11 protein-coding genes and 1 tRNA gene are annotated in these 16,892 nt (G+C 48.8%); 6 read left to right on the top strand and 6 right to left on the bottom strand.

The features are described 5' to 3' along the window. Positions 1 to 5: 5 nt before the first annotated feature. Genes V2P20_RS12885 through V2P20_RS12875 form a run of 3 tightly spaced genes read right to left on the bottom strand, consistent with a single transcriptional unit; the run spans position 6 to position 3,757 of the window. Entirely contained in the window at positions 6 to 1,685 is a 1,680-nt protein-coding gene (locus V2P20_RS12885; protein WP_331818928.1) for an NAD+ synthase, read from the bottom strand. A gap of 15 nt (positions 1,686 to 1,700) precedes the next feature. Then, positions 1,701 to 2,876: a nicotinate phosphoribosyltransferase gene (pncB, locus tag V2P20_RS12880; RefSeq protein WP_331818926.1), complete on the bottom strand. Its 1,176-nt coding sequence runs from the start codon at positions 2,874 to 2,876 to the stop codon at positions 1,701 to 1,703. Positions 2,877 to 2,899: 23 nt separating this feature from the next. Next, positions 2,900 to 3,757 carry a hypothetical protein gene (locus V2P20_RS12875; protein WP_331818924.1) on the bottom strand — a complete coding sequence of 286 codons (858 nt, stop codon included), beginning with the start codon at positions 3,755 to 3,757 and terminating at the stop codon, positions 2,900 to 2,902. 295 nt (positions 3,758 to 4,052) lie between these two features. Between V2P20_RS12875 and V2P20_RS12870 the strand changes: the two genes are divergently transcribed. Further along, the gene (locus tag V2P20_RS12870; protein ID WP_331818922.1) at positions 4,053 to 4,721 is read left to right on the top strand and encodes an NUDIX domain-containing protein; all 669 of its coding nucleotides are present in this window, start codon (positions 4,053 to 4,055) and stop codon (positions 4,719 to 4,721) included. 231 nt (positions 4,722 to 4,952) lie between these two features. Here the strand turns inward: V2P20_RS12870 and mfd are convergent, their stop codons facing one another. Both mfd and queA read right to left on the bottom strand, forming a co-directional pair. Further along, positions 4,953 to 8,411, bottom strand: a complete 3,459-nt coding sequence (gene mfd / locus V2P20_RS12865) for a transcription-repair coupling factor (RefSeq protein WP_331818920.1) — start codon at positions 8,409 to 8,411, stop codon at positions 4,953 to 4,955. 132 nt (positions 8,412 to 8,543) lie between these two features. Beyond that, positions 8,544 to 9,578, bottom strand: a complete 1,035-nt coding sequence (gene queA, locus V2P20_RS12860; protein ID WP_331818918.1) for a tRNA preQ1(34) S-adenosylmethionine ribosyltransferase-isomerase QueA — start codon at positions 9,576 to 9,578, stop codon at positions 8,544 to 8,546. Between the two features lie 242 nt (positions 9,579 to 9,820). Between queA and V2P20_RS12855 the strand changes: the two genes are divergently transcribed. Continuing rightward, positions 9,821 to 9,907, top strand: a tRNA-Leu gene (locus V2P20_RS12855). Positions 9,908 to 10,055: 148 nt separating this feature from the next. After that, positions 10,056 to 10,184: a hypothetical protein gene (locus V2P20_RS12850; protein WP_331818916.1), complete on the top strand. Its 129-nt coding sequence runs from the start codon at positions 10,056 to 10,058 to the stop codon at positions 10,182 to 10,184. Positions 10,185 to 10,963: 779 nt separating this feature from the next. Here V2P20_RS12850 and V2P20_RS12845 read toward each other — a convergent pair. Beyond that, a complete protein-coding gene (locus V2P20_RS12845) occupies positions 10,964 to 11,449 on the bottom strand; it encodes a hypothetical protein (RefSeq protein WP_331818914.1) in 486 nt (161 codons plus the stop codon). Between the two features lie 803 nt (positions 11,450 to 12,252). Here V2P20_RS12845 and V2P20_RS12840 point away from each other — a divergent pair. The 3 genes from V2P20_RS12840 (at position 12,253) to tviB (ending at position 16,784) form a co-directional block, all read left to right on the top strand. Beyond that, a complete protein-coding gene (locus V2P20_RS12840; protein WP_331818912.1) occupies positions 12,253 to 12,936 on the top strand; it encodes a response regulator in 684 nt (227 codons plus the stop codon). A 1,481-nt stretch (positions 12,937 to 14,417) separates the two neighbouring features. Then, positions 14,418 to 15,452 (top strand): hypothetical protein, encoded by a 1,035-nt coding sequence (locus V2P20_RS12835; protein WP_331818910.1) that lies wholly within the window; start codon positions 14,418 to 14,420, stop codon positions 15,450 to 15,452. Positions 15,453 to 15,503: 51 nt separating this feature from the next. Continuing rightward, complete coding sequence (gene tviB / locus V2P20_RS12830; RefSeq protein ID WP_331818909.1) at positions 15,504 to 16,784, top strand: Vi polysaccharide biosynthesis UDP-N-acetylglucosamine C-6 dehydrogenase TviB; 1,281 nt, start codon at positions 15,504 to 15,506, stop codon at positions 16,782 to 16,784. The last annotated feature ends 108 nt before the right edge of the window (positions 16,785 to 16,892 follow it).

Here is a 16,892-nt window from a genome sequence, read left to right as displayed (position 1 = left end):
ATTTTTTAATATTTTGCTGCGATTGGCATTTGCCTGCCGTTGCCGAACGCTCTTGCCCGAATCCTGATGATCAGCGGCGCCTGAAAACGTTTGTATTCATTCCGCGCAATCATTTTTGTAATCTTATTGACCAGCCCTTGATTTGTTTCATTGATCTGATCCACATAAGATTTTACCCGTTGATACTCAGCTTTGGATAATTGCTTGCCTTCAATTATATACTTCAAAATTTCATCCAAAACCTCATAAGGCGGCAAGCTGTCCGTATCTTTCTGATCAGGCGCCAGCTCTGCAGAAGGTTCTTTGCTGATAATGTCCGCAGGTATCATTTCGCGTCCCGCACGGTCATTGATATATCGGGATAACCGGTAAACCTCGGTTTTATAAAGATCGCCAATCAGGTTCAAGCCGCCGTTGGTGTCGCCATACAACGTGCAATAACCGACGGATATCTCGGATTTATTGCCTGTTGATAACAACAAAGCCCCGAATTCATTGGAATACTCCATTAAAATGGTACCACGAATACGGGCTTGCAGATTCTCCAAAGTCAGACCTTTCAAGGTTCTGGCAAAAGCCGAACTGAAATCCCTGGCATATTGCTCCACCAAAGCCTTGATGGGGTGGACAATCAATTCAATGCCCAGGTTGCCGCACAGCGCTTCGGAATCCGTTACCGAGCCCGCGCTTGAAAAAACAGAAGGCATGGTGATCGCCACTACATTCTCCGGCCCCAATGCTTCCGCCGCCAAAGCCAGCGTCAAGGCCGAATCGATGCCGCCCGAAGAGCCGACGACCACTTTCCTGAAGCCGCACCGGCGCACATAATCTCTTAGCCCCAATACAATCTGATTAAAGGCCAGTTCACTGTCGGACATCGCTTTAATAGCGCCGGCGCCTGACTGGAAGCCGGTTTCCTTGACATCAAAAGTCAGGTATTCCTGGGTAGCGCTGAACCTTGCCGCTTCGAAAACAAGCGCCCCTCTCCGGTCCATGGCAAATGACGCTCCGTCGAATACCAGGCTGTCCTGTCCGCCCACCGAATTCACGTACAGCAAAGGCAATTCATAACGCGCGGCCACGCTGGACATGATGTCATGGCGCTGCTCGCGTTTACCGATATTGGACGGGCTGGCATTGATGCTGATGACCAGATCGGGCTTTTGCGCCGTCAACTGTTTAAAGGGATTTTCCCTGTATTCCGTCTCGCTGTCGTTCCAGCCATCTTCACAAATGATCAGCCCTATTTTGGTATTACCGACCGTGATGACGCAAGGCGCCACGGGGCCGGGTTCAAAATGCCGTCTTTCATCGAAGACGTTATAGGTGGGCAACAGTTGTTTGTAATACTCGGTCACAATGGCCCCGTTTTTGATCGCCACCAGGGCGTTATAAAAAGGCTTGCCTTGCCCCGAATTTTTGCGGACCGTGCCGATAATGGTCGTTAGTGACGGAACCTGTTTTGAAAACGCCAGCAGATCCGTCAAGGCCTGCTCTGATTGATCCTGGAAGAAAAGTTCATCGATCAGGTCGTAAGGGTAATAGCCGCATACCGACAATTCCGGGAACACCAGTAAATCGGATCTGCTTTGATCCGCCTGCCTCATGGCTTCCATCATGGTTGCCGTATTGCCTTGAAAGTCAGCAACGGTTGAGTTCATTTGGTTGATTGCAATCTTGATCATTCCTTTTCTCCTGATTTACGCGGCGTAATTGAAAACCTGTTTCAGATATGCCACGTAAACGTCATCTTCACAGAGCGTCTTCCCTGGCGCATCGGACAGCTTGGCAACGGGCCGGCCGTTCAGGCTCATCAGTTTCATGACAATATTCAATGGCTTGACCCCAGCGTCGTTAGTAAGATGAGTACCGATACCGAAGCCGGTTTTAATGCGGTCGGCGAAGTGCTCGTATAACTCCAACGCCAGCGGAAAATCCAGACCATCGGAAAAAACTAAGCGTTTCGTGCTGGCATCAATATTCAGTTTTGCGTAATGCGCCAGCCCTTTTTCGCCCCACTCGAAAGGGCATGAGGAATCATGGCGCAACCCTTCGTACGAGACAGCAAGCGCCTGGTCCAAATCATTCAAAAAAGCATCCATGCTGATCGTGTCTGTCAGTGCGGTTGCCAGGGAGCCATTAAACTCTTTCAGCCAGTCGGCCAGGGCATTTTTCTGGAAATCACGCAGATTGCAAGAACTTGCCTGATAGGATTGCAGATACTCATGCGCCATCGTGCCGATCGGCGTGAGGCCGTATTTTTTTGCCAGATAAACATTGGAGGTCCCTTTAAAGTGCTCGGGCAGTTCGGCTTTTAATGTCCGGACCATTTCATCCTGCCACAGCCCTGACCAACGCCTTCTTAATCCGAAATCGAAAAATTCAAAAGGATGTTTTCTGTTGAATTGATGATCTTTAACCAGCCCGATTTTCCGCTGCAGCCGGTTGCGGCTTTCCTGAAGCAATGCCGCCTGATCGAAGCGCCGGAAATACAGTTCGGAAACGATATATAAGCAAAATATTTCAAAACCCATGATATGGATTTGCGGGCCTTCGGCATCGATCATCAATGCGTCTTTATCTACAGCGACCCTGATAAAATCCCTCTGAAATCTGAAAATGGCGAGAAAGGCAATAAAATCGCTGCTAAAGAGTTGCAAGGATCTCAAATAGTCCAGTTCATCCTTTTGAAAAGACAGGCTGCACAGGTGATCCAATTCCTTATTGACATCGTCGACCAATTGCAACAATGGGTATTCAGGCGTGCTTCGGCATAAGAATTTGTATTTCGCCATAGCGCCAGGATTTTTATGCAGCATCGCCTGCCACATGGTGAACTTGTACATATCGTTTTCTAACAGGCTCTTCACTATCATCCTTTTATTTCCTTATGTTCTTGTTATTTGTTTGCCATTAATTCGGGCAGGATCTCTGCCGAAGTAGCCAGCCGCAGCCCCATGGCCGCCAGATTGTTGAAAGTATCCTGCGTTTTGGCTTCGTAGCCCGGGATTGCGCTCATGCAATCCGTCAGCACCACCAGTTTTTTTCGGCATTCAATGCCGAGGTTATTCATCGCATCCCAAATAGTCTTGCTGACGCAGTGGCTGCTCGCCTCGCCTGTAAAAAGCACCAGATCTGCCGATTGGTACTTATCAATGGAAGCCCGGCGCAGTAAAGTGGAAGGTTTTTCCGGATCTGCCACTTCCGCTTGCAATGCCGAATAATGTTCTGACCAGGGGTCTTCGCCTTTCTGGATATAATCGACAGGCTTCAATTGCCGACTTTCCCATGTGCTGCACGCGGCCAGGATATCGGCATGTATGTTATGGCCGAATGACCCTATCTGGCAATGAACCGGCCATACAGAAATGCTTTCGATCCCTGCTGCTTCCAGCTGCGCAAAATAGGCCATGACTTTTTCCGTCACGCCTGCCATGCGCGGACGGTATTTTTTTTCAATCACATCATTCAAGGTGATCCTGGCTGCCTCGGTCAATGCATTGCCGTCGGCATCCATCCAGAAAGAAACGTGCCCTATATCCAGATACTGGTGCGTATCCATAAAAGCCTCGATCGCAGTAATGCCTGCGCCGCCCTCGTTAATCAGCCTGGCTATTCTCAGGCAGTCCTGATGCGCGCCGGTTACAGGCAGCGAGGGTGTATATTTGACGCCTTGAATCGTCGGGCGGTAGCCTTCCGGCAAATCGCAAAAGTCATTTTGCGCGTCAATAATGACAAGTTGAATGTTCTTTTTCATTATGCCTCTCTCCTTTAGCAGTTGAGATAAGCATAGTTTACTTAGTTTCAATTTGCAACTAAATATCCAGCAAACGCTTAAAAATACCCTTACACTGATGTCACGCACGAATCGATTTATGTGCTGTTTTAGTGCGTTGTAGGTGCGAATTCATTCGCACTACAGAGGGCGGTATACGCAGGCGTTTGCCTTGGTCGAATGAATTCGACCCTACAACTGCAACATCAGTTTTTTAATATATTGACAATAATTATTGTTTATTTAGTATAAAAACGAAACTAACTATGTTTTTATTATGAAATCAAACATCATCCAAACCATTGATGTGGTCTTGTTGACCATAAAAAACAGCACGCTCCATGTGGCGTTGCTGAAACGCGAAAACCCGCCCTTTCAAGGTCACTATGCGCTGCCCGGAGGGTATGTGCATGAGCAGGAAGATAATGACTGTCTGGATAGTGCGCTACGGGTTTTAAAGACTAAAATGGGCATACGCCCGCCTTATCTGGAGCAACTGGAAACTTTTTCCGGTAAATACAGGGATCCGAGAGGCTGGTCGGTGTCTGTGGTTTATTTTGCCTTGGTGCCTCTGGAAATAATTGAAGCGGCGAATACCCCTTTGGCGTCATTGGCCGACATTGATGAACTGAAAGAACTGCCTTTCGATCATGCGAAAATTATAAGAGCTACTGTCAGCCGCATCAGAAATAAAGCGCAGTATTCTTCTTTACCCTGTTTTTTGGCAGGCGAGACGTTTACCTTGCCGGCTTTACAAAAGATCTATGAAATTTGTCTTAATGAAAAACTCAATAAAGTGTCTTTCAGGCGAAAAATAGCGGAAATGGATGTGATTGAAGAAGTCGCAGGGCAATTATCCAGACAGGGTGCCTATCGGCCCGCCAAGATTTATAAACTGAAATCCCTTTATCTTGATAAATTAAAAACGCTCGAAAGTGGGTTATGACTGAATGACTAACGGGGAAGCACCTTTGCAAATGGACCATCGCTCCCTATCGGCATTAACAATAAGACTTACGCAAGCCTGTGGGGCGACTTTAGTCGCCCATTCAGAAAAAGGCGACTGCCAACAGTAGGCGCTCTAGGCAAAGTCGCCCCCACAGGTTTTAAAACCGCTTGTTTCAGCAGTTGAACAGGCAAACTGCGTAAGTCCTGGCTATAAAACGCCGCCCACCGCCTAGCCAACCGTCAATCGCTGCAGCAACGCTGAAATAAATTCCAGCTTTTCTTGCGTCGCAGCGAACGTTTTCACAAACCTCAGCTTATCGGCGCCGTCGAATTTATAAACCTGGGCCTCGGTTTGTATCAAGGTGATCAGCTGCTCGGTATTGATAACAGGCTCCGCACTGAAAACAAGACGCCCGCCGGCTGCGCTGGCTTCGACTTTCCTGATGCCCAGTTTTTCGGCCTTCTGCTTTAATTCGGCAACGCTGAACAGGGTTTTCACCGACTCCGGCAGCAGGCCGAACCGGTCTATCATTTCCACTTGCAACTCGCGCAGATCCTCCTGCGTTTCGGCGCTGGCTATGCGTTTATACAGCACCAGCCGGGCATGGATGTCGGGCAGGTAATCTTCCGGTATCAAAGCCGGCGCCTGCAGGTCGACTTCCGGCCCCGTATCCATCGGCGCATCGAGTTCCGGCTGCTTGCCCGATTTCAGCGCATTGACCGCGCGCTCCAGCAGCTCGGTATACAGCGTAAAACCGATTTCCTGGATTTGGCCGCTCTGATCGTCGCCGAGCAACTCGCCGGCGCCGCGGATTTCCAGATCGTGCGACGACAGCATGAAGCCGGCGCCCAGATCGCCCGAAGCCTCAACCGCCTCCAGCCGCTTTACCGCATCCTTGCTCAACAAGGTTTTGGGCGGCACGACGAAATAGGCGTAAGCGCGATGATGCGAGCGCCCTACCCGACCGCGCAGCTGGTGCAACTGCGCCAGGCCCAGTTTATCGGCGCGGTTGATGATAATGGTGTTGGCGCTGGGAATGTCGATGCCGCTTTCGATAATCGTGCTGCAAAGCAGCAGGTTAAAGCGCTGGTGGTAGAAATCCAGCATGATGCGTTCCAGCTCGCGCTCCGGCATCTGGCCGTGCGCGATCTCGATGCGCGCTTCCGGCACCAGCCTGCCGAGTTCCAGCGCCATTTTCTCCATCGATTTGACGTCGTTATGCAGAAAGAAAACCTGGCCGCCGCGTTTGATCTCGCGCAGGCAGGCTTCCCTGATCTGCGAATCTATCCATTCACTGATAAAAGTCTTGATGGCATGCCGATTCGGCGGCGGGCTGGCGATAATGGAAATATCGCGCAGGCCGGACATGGCCATATTCAACGTGCGCGGAATCGGCGTCGCCGTCAGCGTCAGCATGTCCAGTTCGTTGCGCAGTTTCTTGAAATGCTCTTTCTGGCGCACGCCGAAACGGTGTTCCTCGTCGATAATGACCAGGCCCAGCGCCTTGTACTTGATCTCGTTCGACAGCAGCTTGTGGGTGCCGATCACGATGTCGACCTTGCCCTGCTCCAGCTCGTCCGTGATTTCCTTCTGCTGCTTGGGCGTCACAAACCGCGACATGACCTCGACACGCACGGGCCAATCGGCGAAGCGGTCCCTGAAATTCTGATAATGCTGTTGCGCCAATAACGTCGTCGGCACCAGCACGGCCACCTGCTTGCCGCTTTGCACGGCGATAAAAGCCGCGCGCATCGAAACTTCGGTCTTGCCGAAGCCGACATCGCCGCAGATCACGCGGTCCATAGGCTGCGGGCTGGCCATATCGTCCAGAATGGCTTCAATGGCGGTTTGCTGATCCGGCGTTTCTTCAAACGGGAAGGCGTCGGCAAAAGCCTGGTATTCGACATTATCGACATCAAACGCATGACCCTGTTTGATCGCCCGCTTGGCATGAATTTCCAGCAGTTCGGCCGCGACATCGCGGATGCGCTCGATGGCCTTTTTCTTGGCTTTGCTCCACTGATCGCCGCCCAGCTTGTGCAAAGGCGCTTCTTCAGGACTCATGCCCGTATAGCGGCCGATCACATGCAGCGACGAAACCGGCACATACAGCTTGTCGTTATTGGCGTATTCCAGCATCAGAAACTCGGCCGGAACGCCGCCGATTTCCAACGTCTGCAGTCCCATATAGCGGCCGACGCCATGCTCCTGATGCACGACCGGCGAACCTATCGTCAGCTCATTCAGGTTATTGACGATATTTTCCAGCTCGCGGGCCGCCGATCGCCGCCGCCGGCGCCGCTGCTGCACCTTCTCGCCGGAAAGCAGGCTTTCGGTAATGACGGCGATAGGCGGATTGTCCAGCCACAGGCCGTGATCCATAGGCGCGACCACGATGCACGGCGATGTCTCGCTGCGCAGAAACTCCTGCCAACTATCTACCTGTCTGACCTTGATACCGTATTGCCTCAGCTTTTCGATCAGGCCTTCGCGGCGGCCGGCCGACTCGGCCACAAACAGTATTTTGCCTGCAAACTCGCGGCCGAACTGCTGGAGAGCCTGTGCCGGCTCTTTCAGTTTGGCGTCTATTGTCAAATCCGGCAACACATGGCAGTTGAAATCGAGCCGATTGCCTTCAACGACAGCCTGGTTTTCAATGGTAATGCGGGCAAACGCGGCCGTTTTTTGCGCCAGGTCCTGCGCCGACAGGAACAACAGCTCGGGCGCCAGCAATGGCCGCTCGACGTCGTATTTTCTTTGCTGAAAGCGTTCTTCGGCTTCGGCATAAAAAGCTTGCGACAGATCGGCGAAAGCCGCCGGCATGACCAAAGTCGCCGAAGCGGGCAGATAATCGAACAAGGTTGCGGTTTGCTCGACAAACAGCGGCAGATAATATTCGATGCCGCCCGGCGTAATGCCCTTGCTGACATCGAGATACAAATTATTTTTAGGTGAAGCCTGAGGGAAACAATCCCTGAAAGCCTGGCGGAAATGTTTGATCGACTCATCGGTCAATGGAAACTCGCGCGCCGGAAACAGCTCGATCTGCTCTATTTTTTCCAGCGAGCGCTGGCTTTCAGGATCAAACGTGCGGATCGATTCAATGTCCTCGTCGAACAGTTCGATCCGGAACGGCACCTTGCTGCCCATCGGGAACAAGTCGACTATCGAACCGCGCACGGCAAATTCGGCATGCTGAAAAACCTGCGGCACGCATTGATAGCCGACGCTTTCGAGCTTGATCCGGTTCAGCTCCAAACTGAAAATATCGCCGACCTTGACCACAAAACTGTGCGCCAAAACATGCTCGCGCGGGGCCAGCCGGTGCATTAGGGTCGTCACCGAAACGATCAGCGCGCCGCGTTTGACCTGCGGCAACAGCGCCAGCGTTTTCAGCCGTTCCGAAATAATTTCCGGCAGCGGCGAAAACACGTCGTAAGGCAGTGTCTCCCAGTCGGGAAAATGCAGAATCGGATGCTCGCTTCCTAAAAAGAACGCCAGCTCATGCTCCAGACGCAAGGCCGTCTGATTATCCGGCGTCACAATGACAAACAGGCGGTTTTCGTTTTTAATCGCGGAAGCCAATGCCAGCGCATCGCCGCAACCGGCCAGGCCGGACCAGACCAGGAATGGATTATCTTTTTGAGGAACGCCGGGAGAAAAAATCAAATCGGGATTGTTAGCCATTACATAACGATAATCATAAAATAAATCAGTAGTGTAGGTGCAAATTCACTTGTGCCCCTTGCGGGTATTCGCACTGTGCGGATGAATCCGCACCTACATCGGAAAATCATCTGCCCACTTGAGTAGGATAGCTTATACATATTCCTTAATCTCCCCCAGAAACATCGCATCCCCGTAACTGAAAAACCGGTATGACTGATCGATGGCATGCCGATAAGCCTGCATAATAGACTCATAACCGGCAAAAGCGGACACCAGCATCAGCAGCGTCGATTCAGGCAGATGGAAATTGGTCAGCATCGCATCGACGGACTTGAACTGATAGCCCGGCGTAATAAACAGATCGGTATCGCCGAAACCGGGTTCAAGCCGGCCGCTTCGGGACGACGATTCCAACGCCCTGACCGCTGTCGTACCGATGGCAATGACCCTGCCGCCCCGCTCCCGAGCCTGACGCACCGCATCGACAGTGCCTGAAGCTACGGAGAAAAACTCCTTGTGCATCAAATGCTCGGATAAGTCCTCCACCCTGACCGGCTGAAACGTGCCGCTGCCGACATGCAAGGTCACAAAAGCCGTTTGCGCGCCTTTGGCTTTGATCCTATCCATCATAGCCTGATCAAAATGCAGGCCTGCCGTAGGCGCCGCGACCGCACCCGCCTCTCTGGCAAAAACCGTCTGATAACGGGTCAGATCGGATTCGTCATCGGCGCGCGTAATATAAGGCGGCAGCGGCATATGACCGATTTGTTCCAGCAATTCGAATAAATTCGCCCCCGGAAATTCCAGTTGAAACAAATCGCCTTCCCGACCCAGCACAATGCAACGATGGCCTTCATCCAATTCGATCACCGCTCCCGCTTTCGGCGATTTGCTGGCCCGAACATGGGCAATGGCATGATGGGCATCGAGCATGCGCTCGACAAGAACCTCGACCTTGCCGCCGGTTTGCTTCCTGCCAAACAGCCGCGCCGGGATAACCTTGGTATCGTTGAAAACCAGCAGATCACGCTCATTGATCAAGTCAATGAAATCGGCAAACTGCCTATCGGCTATCCGGCCTGACTCCCTGTCCATGCACAATAGACGGCTGGCGCTGCGGTCAGGCAAGGGTTTTTGGGCGATCAGATGTTCGGGTAAATAGTAATTAAAGTCACTTTTCTTCATGGCGCGCGATGTTATCAGTTTTGAGCTGACGAATATACTTAAAAAACTGATGTTATGCAGTTGTAGGGTCGAATTCATTCGACCGAGGTAAACGCCTGCGTGTACCAGTCTAGGCAGTGCGAATAAATTCGCACCTACAGGGCGCTAAAACAGCACAGAGATCGATGCGCGCGTAACATCAGGTAAAAATTAAAAAATAAACTGGACATGATTAAAATGCCCGCATATAATGTGCGCTCTTTGCCGGGGTGGCGAAACTGGTAGACGCGTTGGATTCAAAATCCAATTGGGGTGACTCAGTGTCGGTTCGATTCCGACCCTCGGTACCAATTTTTGGTTCCGTGCAGTGCAAAGAACCACAAAAACCCGCAAGCCGTAAGGCTTAGCGGGTTTTTTATTGCCCAACGAAACACAATAAAACACAGTAACACTCGACAATTTTTGCAGTAACTCCAAAGCGGCAAAAAAAGTTACTGCATGGCAAGACAGCTACTCATCAACACCGCACTGCTCAACGCCAAGCTGGAAGCCAAAGACAAGCAACTTAATGACGGCGGCGGACTGTATCAGCTCATCAAACCCAACGGCGTTAAAGGCGAGAAATAACTTCCCTAAATTTTGACGAGCAACAAGTGTGGGGGCGACTTCAGTCGCCTTGGGCGAATAAATTCGCCCCTACATGAGCGCTGATTTCATCAACACAAACCGAAAAGTTATTTTCAACCGAATCCTATAGGCGTGACACAGGCGCTTTAAAGTTCGAAATTTTCAGCCAGCAATTCCCTCGCCAGACATTCAAGCCGATCCGATAATCTTCAGAACCCCACCCTTCCCTACCGTACAATAAATTGCTCACACCAAGAGCAGCATTAGACTCAAAAAACCGTTATTTGTACGTCAGACAGGACAATGACGAGGCAAATCCCACCAGGGCAATCGCGCTATGTTGAAACTTCCGCCGGACGGGTTTTTTAAACCCGTCCGAACGTTTTACCGAAGCCATAAAGTTTGAAACGTTCAGGACAAACTGGCAAGTCTGCCTTTTTGGATCATTCCCGAACGTTACGGACGGGATGAATATCCCGTCCGGCGCTTGGACCTTAGCCTTAGCCGCGTCGCGCTGATCTTCGGAAAAAAGACATAGCGCGATTGTCCTGCAAATCCCACCCAATTGCTTGACTTTTTTGGAAGGCGGCCCAACCGGCCAAAGGAATCCCGCTTACGAGATGCGCACTCACCAGACCAGAATCCATAATACGCGAGAAACAGCAATGGATTGTTAGCTTGCAAATGCTCAGCCTTGTATTCCTCCAAATACGAAGATACAAAGCATGGCTAAGAATTTGATTTTGCGCAGGCCCAGCTGGCACCAGGAGATACAGGCATTAAAACAGCAGCATGTATACAGCTAATGCTCCCGCTGCTAAAGGCGCGACGAACTCGAATGCAAGCTTAAAAAAAGCAATTGGCCCGTACCAGTCGCGCAGCCATTCAGCTCTAGCGCTGCTTTGATGAAGCCCTTCGCATTCCGCCCGATCTTCGTATAACCCTTCTTGAGACTCTCGCATTAGCTTGGCGAGACAATCTTTGCAATCCTTCCGCCAAATGAGGAACTCAGCCAAACCATACCCGATGAAGACTAAAAAGAAGTATGCAACGACGGCAGCCGTCAAGGCTAAAAATGAATATTGTACCGGCAGAGCAAAGTCGATTCCGAGTACATTAAGTTTTTGGAGAGCCATATTATTAATAGCTCCGATGACAATGCCGACCGCACTTGCGAGCAGCAGATTACGGCGTTTTTTGGGTGCGACTTTACTCAAAGAACCGTTAAGCAATTCGGTGAAGAAAGAGTCTGATATGCCCAGCATCTAAAACAATACATATAAATAATTCATAAAATTATAAGCCAATAAAAAACGCCTTACAAACAAAATTAATATTCTTTATTTATTTATAAAAATTGATAAAAACTACAGGACTTACGCAGTTTGCCTGTTCAACCGCCGAAACAAGTAGTTTTAAAACTTGTGGGGGCGACTGCCAACAGTAGGCGCTCTAGGCGAAGTCGCCCCCACAGGCTTGCGTAAGTCCTGAACTACATACCAGACAGCAATAATGTGGGAACCATGCTCCATACCTCCGAAGCGAGCTCAAAGCAAGCCCAGGCAGAAAGCAATTTTAAAAACGACAGCCCCTGCTCATCTCGCATTTTTGCAATTTTCTCAGTTTTTTCCAACACCATTTATATTCCCAACCCCTACAAGGAAGAAATTTTACATAGTCAAGAACAAATTGCCGTTTTGAGATACAAGTCAATTTAAATCAACGGACAATGTACTAACATTGCCTAATCTTAAGATTCAATTAATACTCTAAAACTACTATATTTCGAGCACTCACATTGCGTGCAATATATGCAATATCAAAATTGAATCGGCGAAATAAGTAATATAACGTATATGCAATCTAATGCCATTTTCATAAAATTTAATAAATATGTCATAAGAATACAATCCGCTAGCTCATGCAGCTTGGCGCTAAAAAACGATCAATTATCGAGAGCGCAAAGATTTTTCTTACTTAATCTTGCTTAATATAGAAATCAATGGCAATGCCTTCTACCTTAATATTAGTAGACGACTATTTTTAAGCATTTAAATTTAATCCGTTTATGAAAAAACAATTCGATTTCAGCAAAAAACAACTTAATGTTAATGCAAGCCTTGAAAGCGACGCCTATTACAATACGCGCGAGGTTGCTGAAATGCTGGGATTGTCATTAGGCACCGTGCAGAAAATGGTTGAGCGAGGGGTGCTGCAAGCCTGGAAAACCGCAGGCGGCCATCGCCGGATTCTTGGCAGTTCTATCGAAGATTTTCTGAAAACCCACCAACAGCAACCCAATACCTTTTTTGATCAATCCAAGAACCTATCCGTCCTCCTCATAGAAGATAATCCGTCCTTACAAAAGCATTATGAGCAATCCGTTGCGGAATCGAATATGCCCATCAATCTCTCCTTTGTTAATGATGGATTATCCGCATTTGTTGAAATCGCAAAACACTCTCCTGACATTCTAATCACTGATCTGTGCATATCTGGAGTAGACGGTTTAGAAATGATAAATACCATTAGAAAGGATCATTGGTTCGACACGATGGACATCATTGTAGTCACCACATTAAACAAGATTGATATCGACAGCAGAGGCCCTTTACCCAAAGGCGTGACAGTATTTTACAAACCAATGCCCTTTAACACACTCTATGGCTATGTAAGCGCCAAGCTGGCATTGCTGCAAAGGGTTACCAGCCCTTTTCCCTTAGGCCGGCATTTGCAAATGGAAGCGCAGTAGTCGGTGTTTTTACAAAGAAAGTCACCAGCCCAGATAACGCCAGAAAACCGCCCGGTCGGCACCCAGAAATGCCGGTGATTGCCTTCGGCTAATTCATGGCCGCTGATAATTTTCTCAGATCGACCGCTACATCAAAGCCCCGATCCCGTACCACGTATATTATCCTGTAACCGCTGCTGCAGATAGTAGCTCAGGACTTACGCAAACCTGTGGGGGCGATTTCGCCTAAAGCGCCTACTGTTGGCAGTCGCCCATTTCAGGCCCAAGAGGCGACTGAAGTCGCCCCCACAGGTTTTTCCTCGTTCCCACGCTCCTGCGTCAATGCCGTTAAGTTAAGCCGTTCGTGGTGAGCTTGTCGAACCATGAATGGCTTAACGACTTGTTCCGCTCACCCTTCGACAAGCTCAGGGCGAACGAAACAAGTCTTAACTTAATGGCAGTGACGCTCCTGCGTGGGAACCAGGGACAGCGACAGGCTGAGTTCATAAACCCCGCATTTGGCGTCCCCCCATCTTCGTAGGGTACGCATCGCGTACCTGTTCAGGGCTTTTCGGCACACCACAAGTCCGAAGAGGTACGCGATGCGTACCCTACCGTGGATTTCGCCCTGATTTTGACAGGGTAACGGAGTAGGCCGGGCTGCTAAACCCGGCGTTTCGGCCGCCCATGCCGGGTTTCCGCTAAAGCTCCAACCCAGCCTACCCAGGCTGGTAAAAGCAAGTAACTCGCCCTAAACCGATTTGAATTCAACTTACAGCGTAATATCAGTTTATAAAACAGGCATATAAACTTAGGTTTTTGACCGGCATCACCATATTGATCACTGATCAAGATAAAATCCAGCATAAAACCGGTTTTAGAAAACGCGGCAATCTGAATACTTGTTTATAAAAACAGCGAAAACTAATAAAAAGCACCCCATTGCCCAACCCCACCCTGATATCTCATCTTCACCCCAAAGCGAACAACAATCTTAAATGAAAGATAATTATCAAATATCAACTGATTTTAGGGTTTAGAAACCTTTGATTGAAAAGATTTTTATTCCTTACCTTAAGCAGAAACCCGCTGCAACCGGGCAATCTACTGAATTACCCACCCTTTTTTCTTGCACTATCAATTTATTAAGCTATATTTGTTATATCTATTAATTTCCAACAAAAATTGACAAAAATGCTATATTTATTGTTTAATACTAGCGAACCGCACATTTCCAACCATTTTTACAGTATCTCCATTAGATATCAGCTGAAATGCATACGAGCATAGACATATATGCAAGAAAGCGTGCGGAAACAAATTCATATAAAAATACAAATCAAAGCCTCCCTATTTTTAGAAGAAAATTACAGCCTGCTTATGCAGCAATACCAGTAAAATTTCTCTTCTGAATTAGGATGTGCCGGTCTTAGTAAAGTCAGGAAGTAGTCTAAGTGTTTAATACTCATTTATTTTGGTTTAGCGTAACTTTATGTTTTTTCATGACGTTATTAGCCATCGTAGTACTTAGACCTATTGCCGCCAAAGTGGGGCTAACCGACCAGCCAAATTCTCGAAAAAAACATCAGGGAGAGATTCCGCTAATCGGCGGATTAACAATCTACCTCAGCGTCTTCTCAATGCAGAATCTGATCGGGCAGGCAAACACAGCTTACCTTGCAGCGGCAGGGCTGATTATTTTATGCGGTCTTGCGGATGATTTCAAAAACATAAGCTTTAAAATCCGGCTAGTTATAGAAATTATAGCTTCATTGATTATGATCAAATGGGCCGGCTATGAAATTACCAGCCTGGATAATTTATTCGGTTTCGGAGAAATCCAATTAGGCGCGTTCTCGACCCTATTTACAGTCTTTGCAGTGGTAGGCGGAATCAATGCGTTTAACATGATTGATGGCATAGACGGCTTGGCAGGCAGTATGGCTTTGCTGATCTTTGTTATTTTTGCAATATTGGAAGCGCTATTTCCTTCCAGCAATATCAGCATCCCGCTATTATTAATCATTCCTTCCATTCTTGCTTTTTTACTTTTTAACCTGCGCATATTCGGCAAGAAAAAAGCATCTGTATTTCTAGGCGATGCAGGGAGCATGTTGCTTGGCTTCACTATTTGCTGGCTGATTATTTCTACCTCACAAGGTCAGGATAGAATCATTTCGCCCGTCACGGCCTTATGGATTATCGCGATCCCTGTTCTTGATACTGTCTGCATCATGCTCAGGCGTTTCTTTGAAGGCAAATCCATGTTCGACCCGGACCGCAATCATATTCACCATGTCCTGATCGATGCTGGTTTCGGGGTCAATCAAACACTCGCCATCATACTGTTCTTTTCAGTTACATTGACGACCTTTGGCCTAGCGGCAGACATTTTGTTCAATATACCGGCTTGGTTCATGTTTTACCTCTTTATCAGCCTCTTCATCACCTATTATCTGGCGGTAATTTTTTCTTCAAGAGTCATGAAGGGCTCCAGGCATTTAGAAGAAAAAACACTCAAAGAGGCTAATTTTTAAGCATCAAAAAGCCTTTATAGAATTATTCAGAAAAATAAACCGAGTATTTAAATGAAAAAAGACTTAAATCACTCCGTAATTGGAGTCATTGGCCTGGGATATGTCGGCCTGCCGCTGGCTGTCGAGTTTGGCCGCCACTACCCTACTGTGGGTTTTGATATCAACGAAAAACGCATTGAAGAACTCCAGGCGGGCGAAGACCGGACTCTCGAGGTTTCCGATGATGAACTCAAGCTGGCTGTCAAATTACGCTATACCGCGAAACTGGAAACACTTCGGGAGTGCAATACTTTTATTGTCACCGTACCCACGCCAGTGGACAAACACAACCGCCCTGACCTCACGCCGCTTATCAAGGCCAGCGAGACGCTCGGCAAAGTCATCAAGAAAAACGATGTAGTGATTTACGAATCAACCGTCTATCCCGGCGCTACCGAAGAAGACTGTATCCCGGTCATTGAAAAAATTTCCGGCCTTAAATTCAATGTCGACTTCTTTGCCGGCTACAGCCCCGAACGCATCAATCCCGGCGACAAAGAGCATCGCTTCACCACCATCAAAAAAGTCACTTCAGGCTCCACGCCGGAAATAGCCGACTATGTCGATGCACTCTATGCCAGCGTCGTGACTGCGGGCACGCATAAGGCGTCCAGCATCAAAGTGGCGGAAGCCGCCAAAGTCATCGAGAATACCCAGCGCGACGTCAATATCGCGCTCATCAACGAGCTGGCCCTCATATTCAACCGCATGGGTATTAATACCGAAGAAGTATTAAAAGCAGCCGGCAGCAAATGGAACTTCCTGCCTTTCCGGCCCGGCCTGGTAGGCGGACACTGCATTGGCGTCGATCCTTACTATCTGACGCACAAAGCGCAGGAACTCGGCTACCATGCCGAAGTCATCCTGTCCGGCAGGCGCATCAATGACGGCATGGGTGCTCACGTGGCTGACCAGGTTGCGCGGCTTATGACGCAAAAACGCATTCATGTTGTCGATGCCAAAATCCTGGTAATGGGCCTCACCTTCAAGGAAAACTGCCCTGACCTGCGCAATACCAAAGTCGTAGACATCATCAACGAATTCAAAGCGCTCAATGCTCAAGTGGATGTTTATGATCCCTGGATCGATGCCGCCGAAGCGCAGCACGAATATGGAATCACACCTGTTAGCGAATTGACTAAAGGCCACTATGACGCAATCGTCCTGGCGGTATCGCACAAACAGTTTGTTGAAATGGGCGTGGAAAAAATTCGTGCTTTAGGCAAGGCAAACTGCGTATTGTTCGATGTGAAATACCTGTTTCCTGCGGATCAAGTGGATGGGCGGCTATAATCTATGAAGCTCAAAAGCATGTGCCCCTAATTGACTATTAAGCGTAAACTGCCCTTCAACTCGTTTTTAGCCAACAAAAAGCAAGCTCTTGTGTAGTAAGTTCGATCC

Source organism: Methylobacter sp. Wu1, assembly GCF_036553575.1.
In the GTDB taxonomy this organism is placed as follows: Bacteria; Pseudomonadota; Gammaproteobacteria; order Methylococcales; family Methylomonadaceae; genus Methylobacter.
This window is presented reverse-complemented; position numbering and strand designations above follow the sequence as displayed.

Coding starts and splice junctions, on each gene's coding strand:
- V2P20_RS12850 (WP_331818916.1), top strand. CDS start 10,056: ATGGCAAGACAGCTACTCATCAACACCGCACTGCTCAACGCCAAGCTG.
- V2P20_RS12845 (WP_331818914.1), bottom strand. CDS start 11,449: ATGCTGGGCATATCAGACTCTTTCTTCACCGAATTGCTTAACGGTTCT.
- V2P20_RS12870 (WP_331818922.1), top strand. CDS start 4,053: ATGAAATCAAACATCATCCAAACCATTGATGTGGTCTTGTTGACCATA.
- tviB (WP_331818909.1), top strand. CDS start 15,504: ATGAAAAAAGACTTAAATCACTCCGTAATTGGAGTCATTGGCCTGGGA.
- V2P20_RS12885 (WP_331818928.1), bottom strand. CDS start 1,685: ATGATCAAGATTGCAATCAACCAAATGAACTCAACCGTTGCTGACTTT.
- pncB (WP_331818926.1), bottom strand. CDS start 2,876: ATGATAGTGAAGAGCCTGTTAGAAAACGATATGTACAAGTTCACCATG.
- V2P20_RS12835 (WP_331818910.1), top strand. CDS start 14,418: ATGACGTTATTAGCCATCGTAGTACTTAGACCTATTGCCGCCAAAGTG.
- mfd (WP_331818920.1), bottom strand. CDS start 8,411: ATGGCTAACAATCCCGATTTGATTTTTTCTCCCGGCGTTCCTCAAAAA.
- V2P20_RS12875 (WP_331818924.1), bottom strand. CDS start 3,757: ATGAAAAAGAACATTCAACTTGTCATTATTGACGCGCAAAATGACTTT.
- queA (WP_331818918.1), bottom strand. CDS start 9,578: ATGAAGAAAAGTGACTTTAATTACTATTTACCCGAACATCTGATCGCC.
- V2P20_RS12840 (WP_331818912.1), top strand. CDS start 12,253: ATGAAAAAACAATTCGATTTCAGCAAAAAACAACTTAATGTTAATGCA.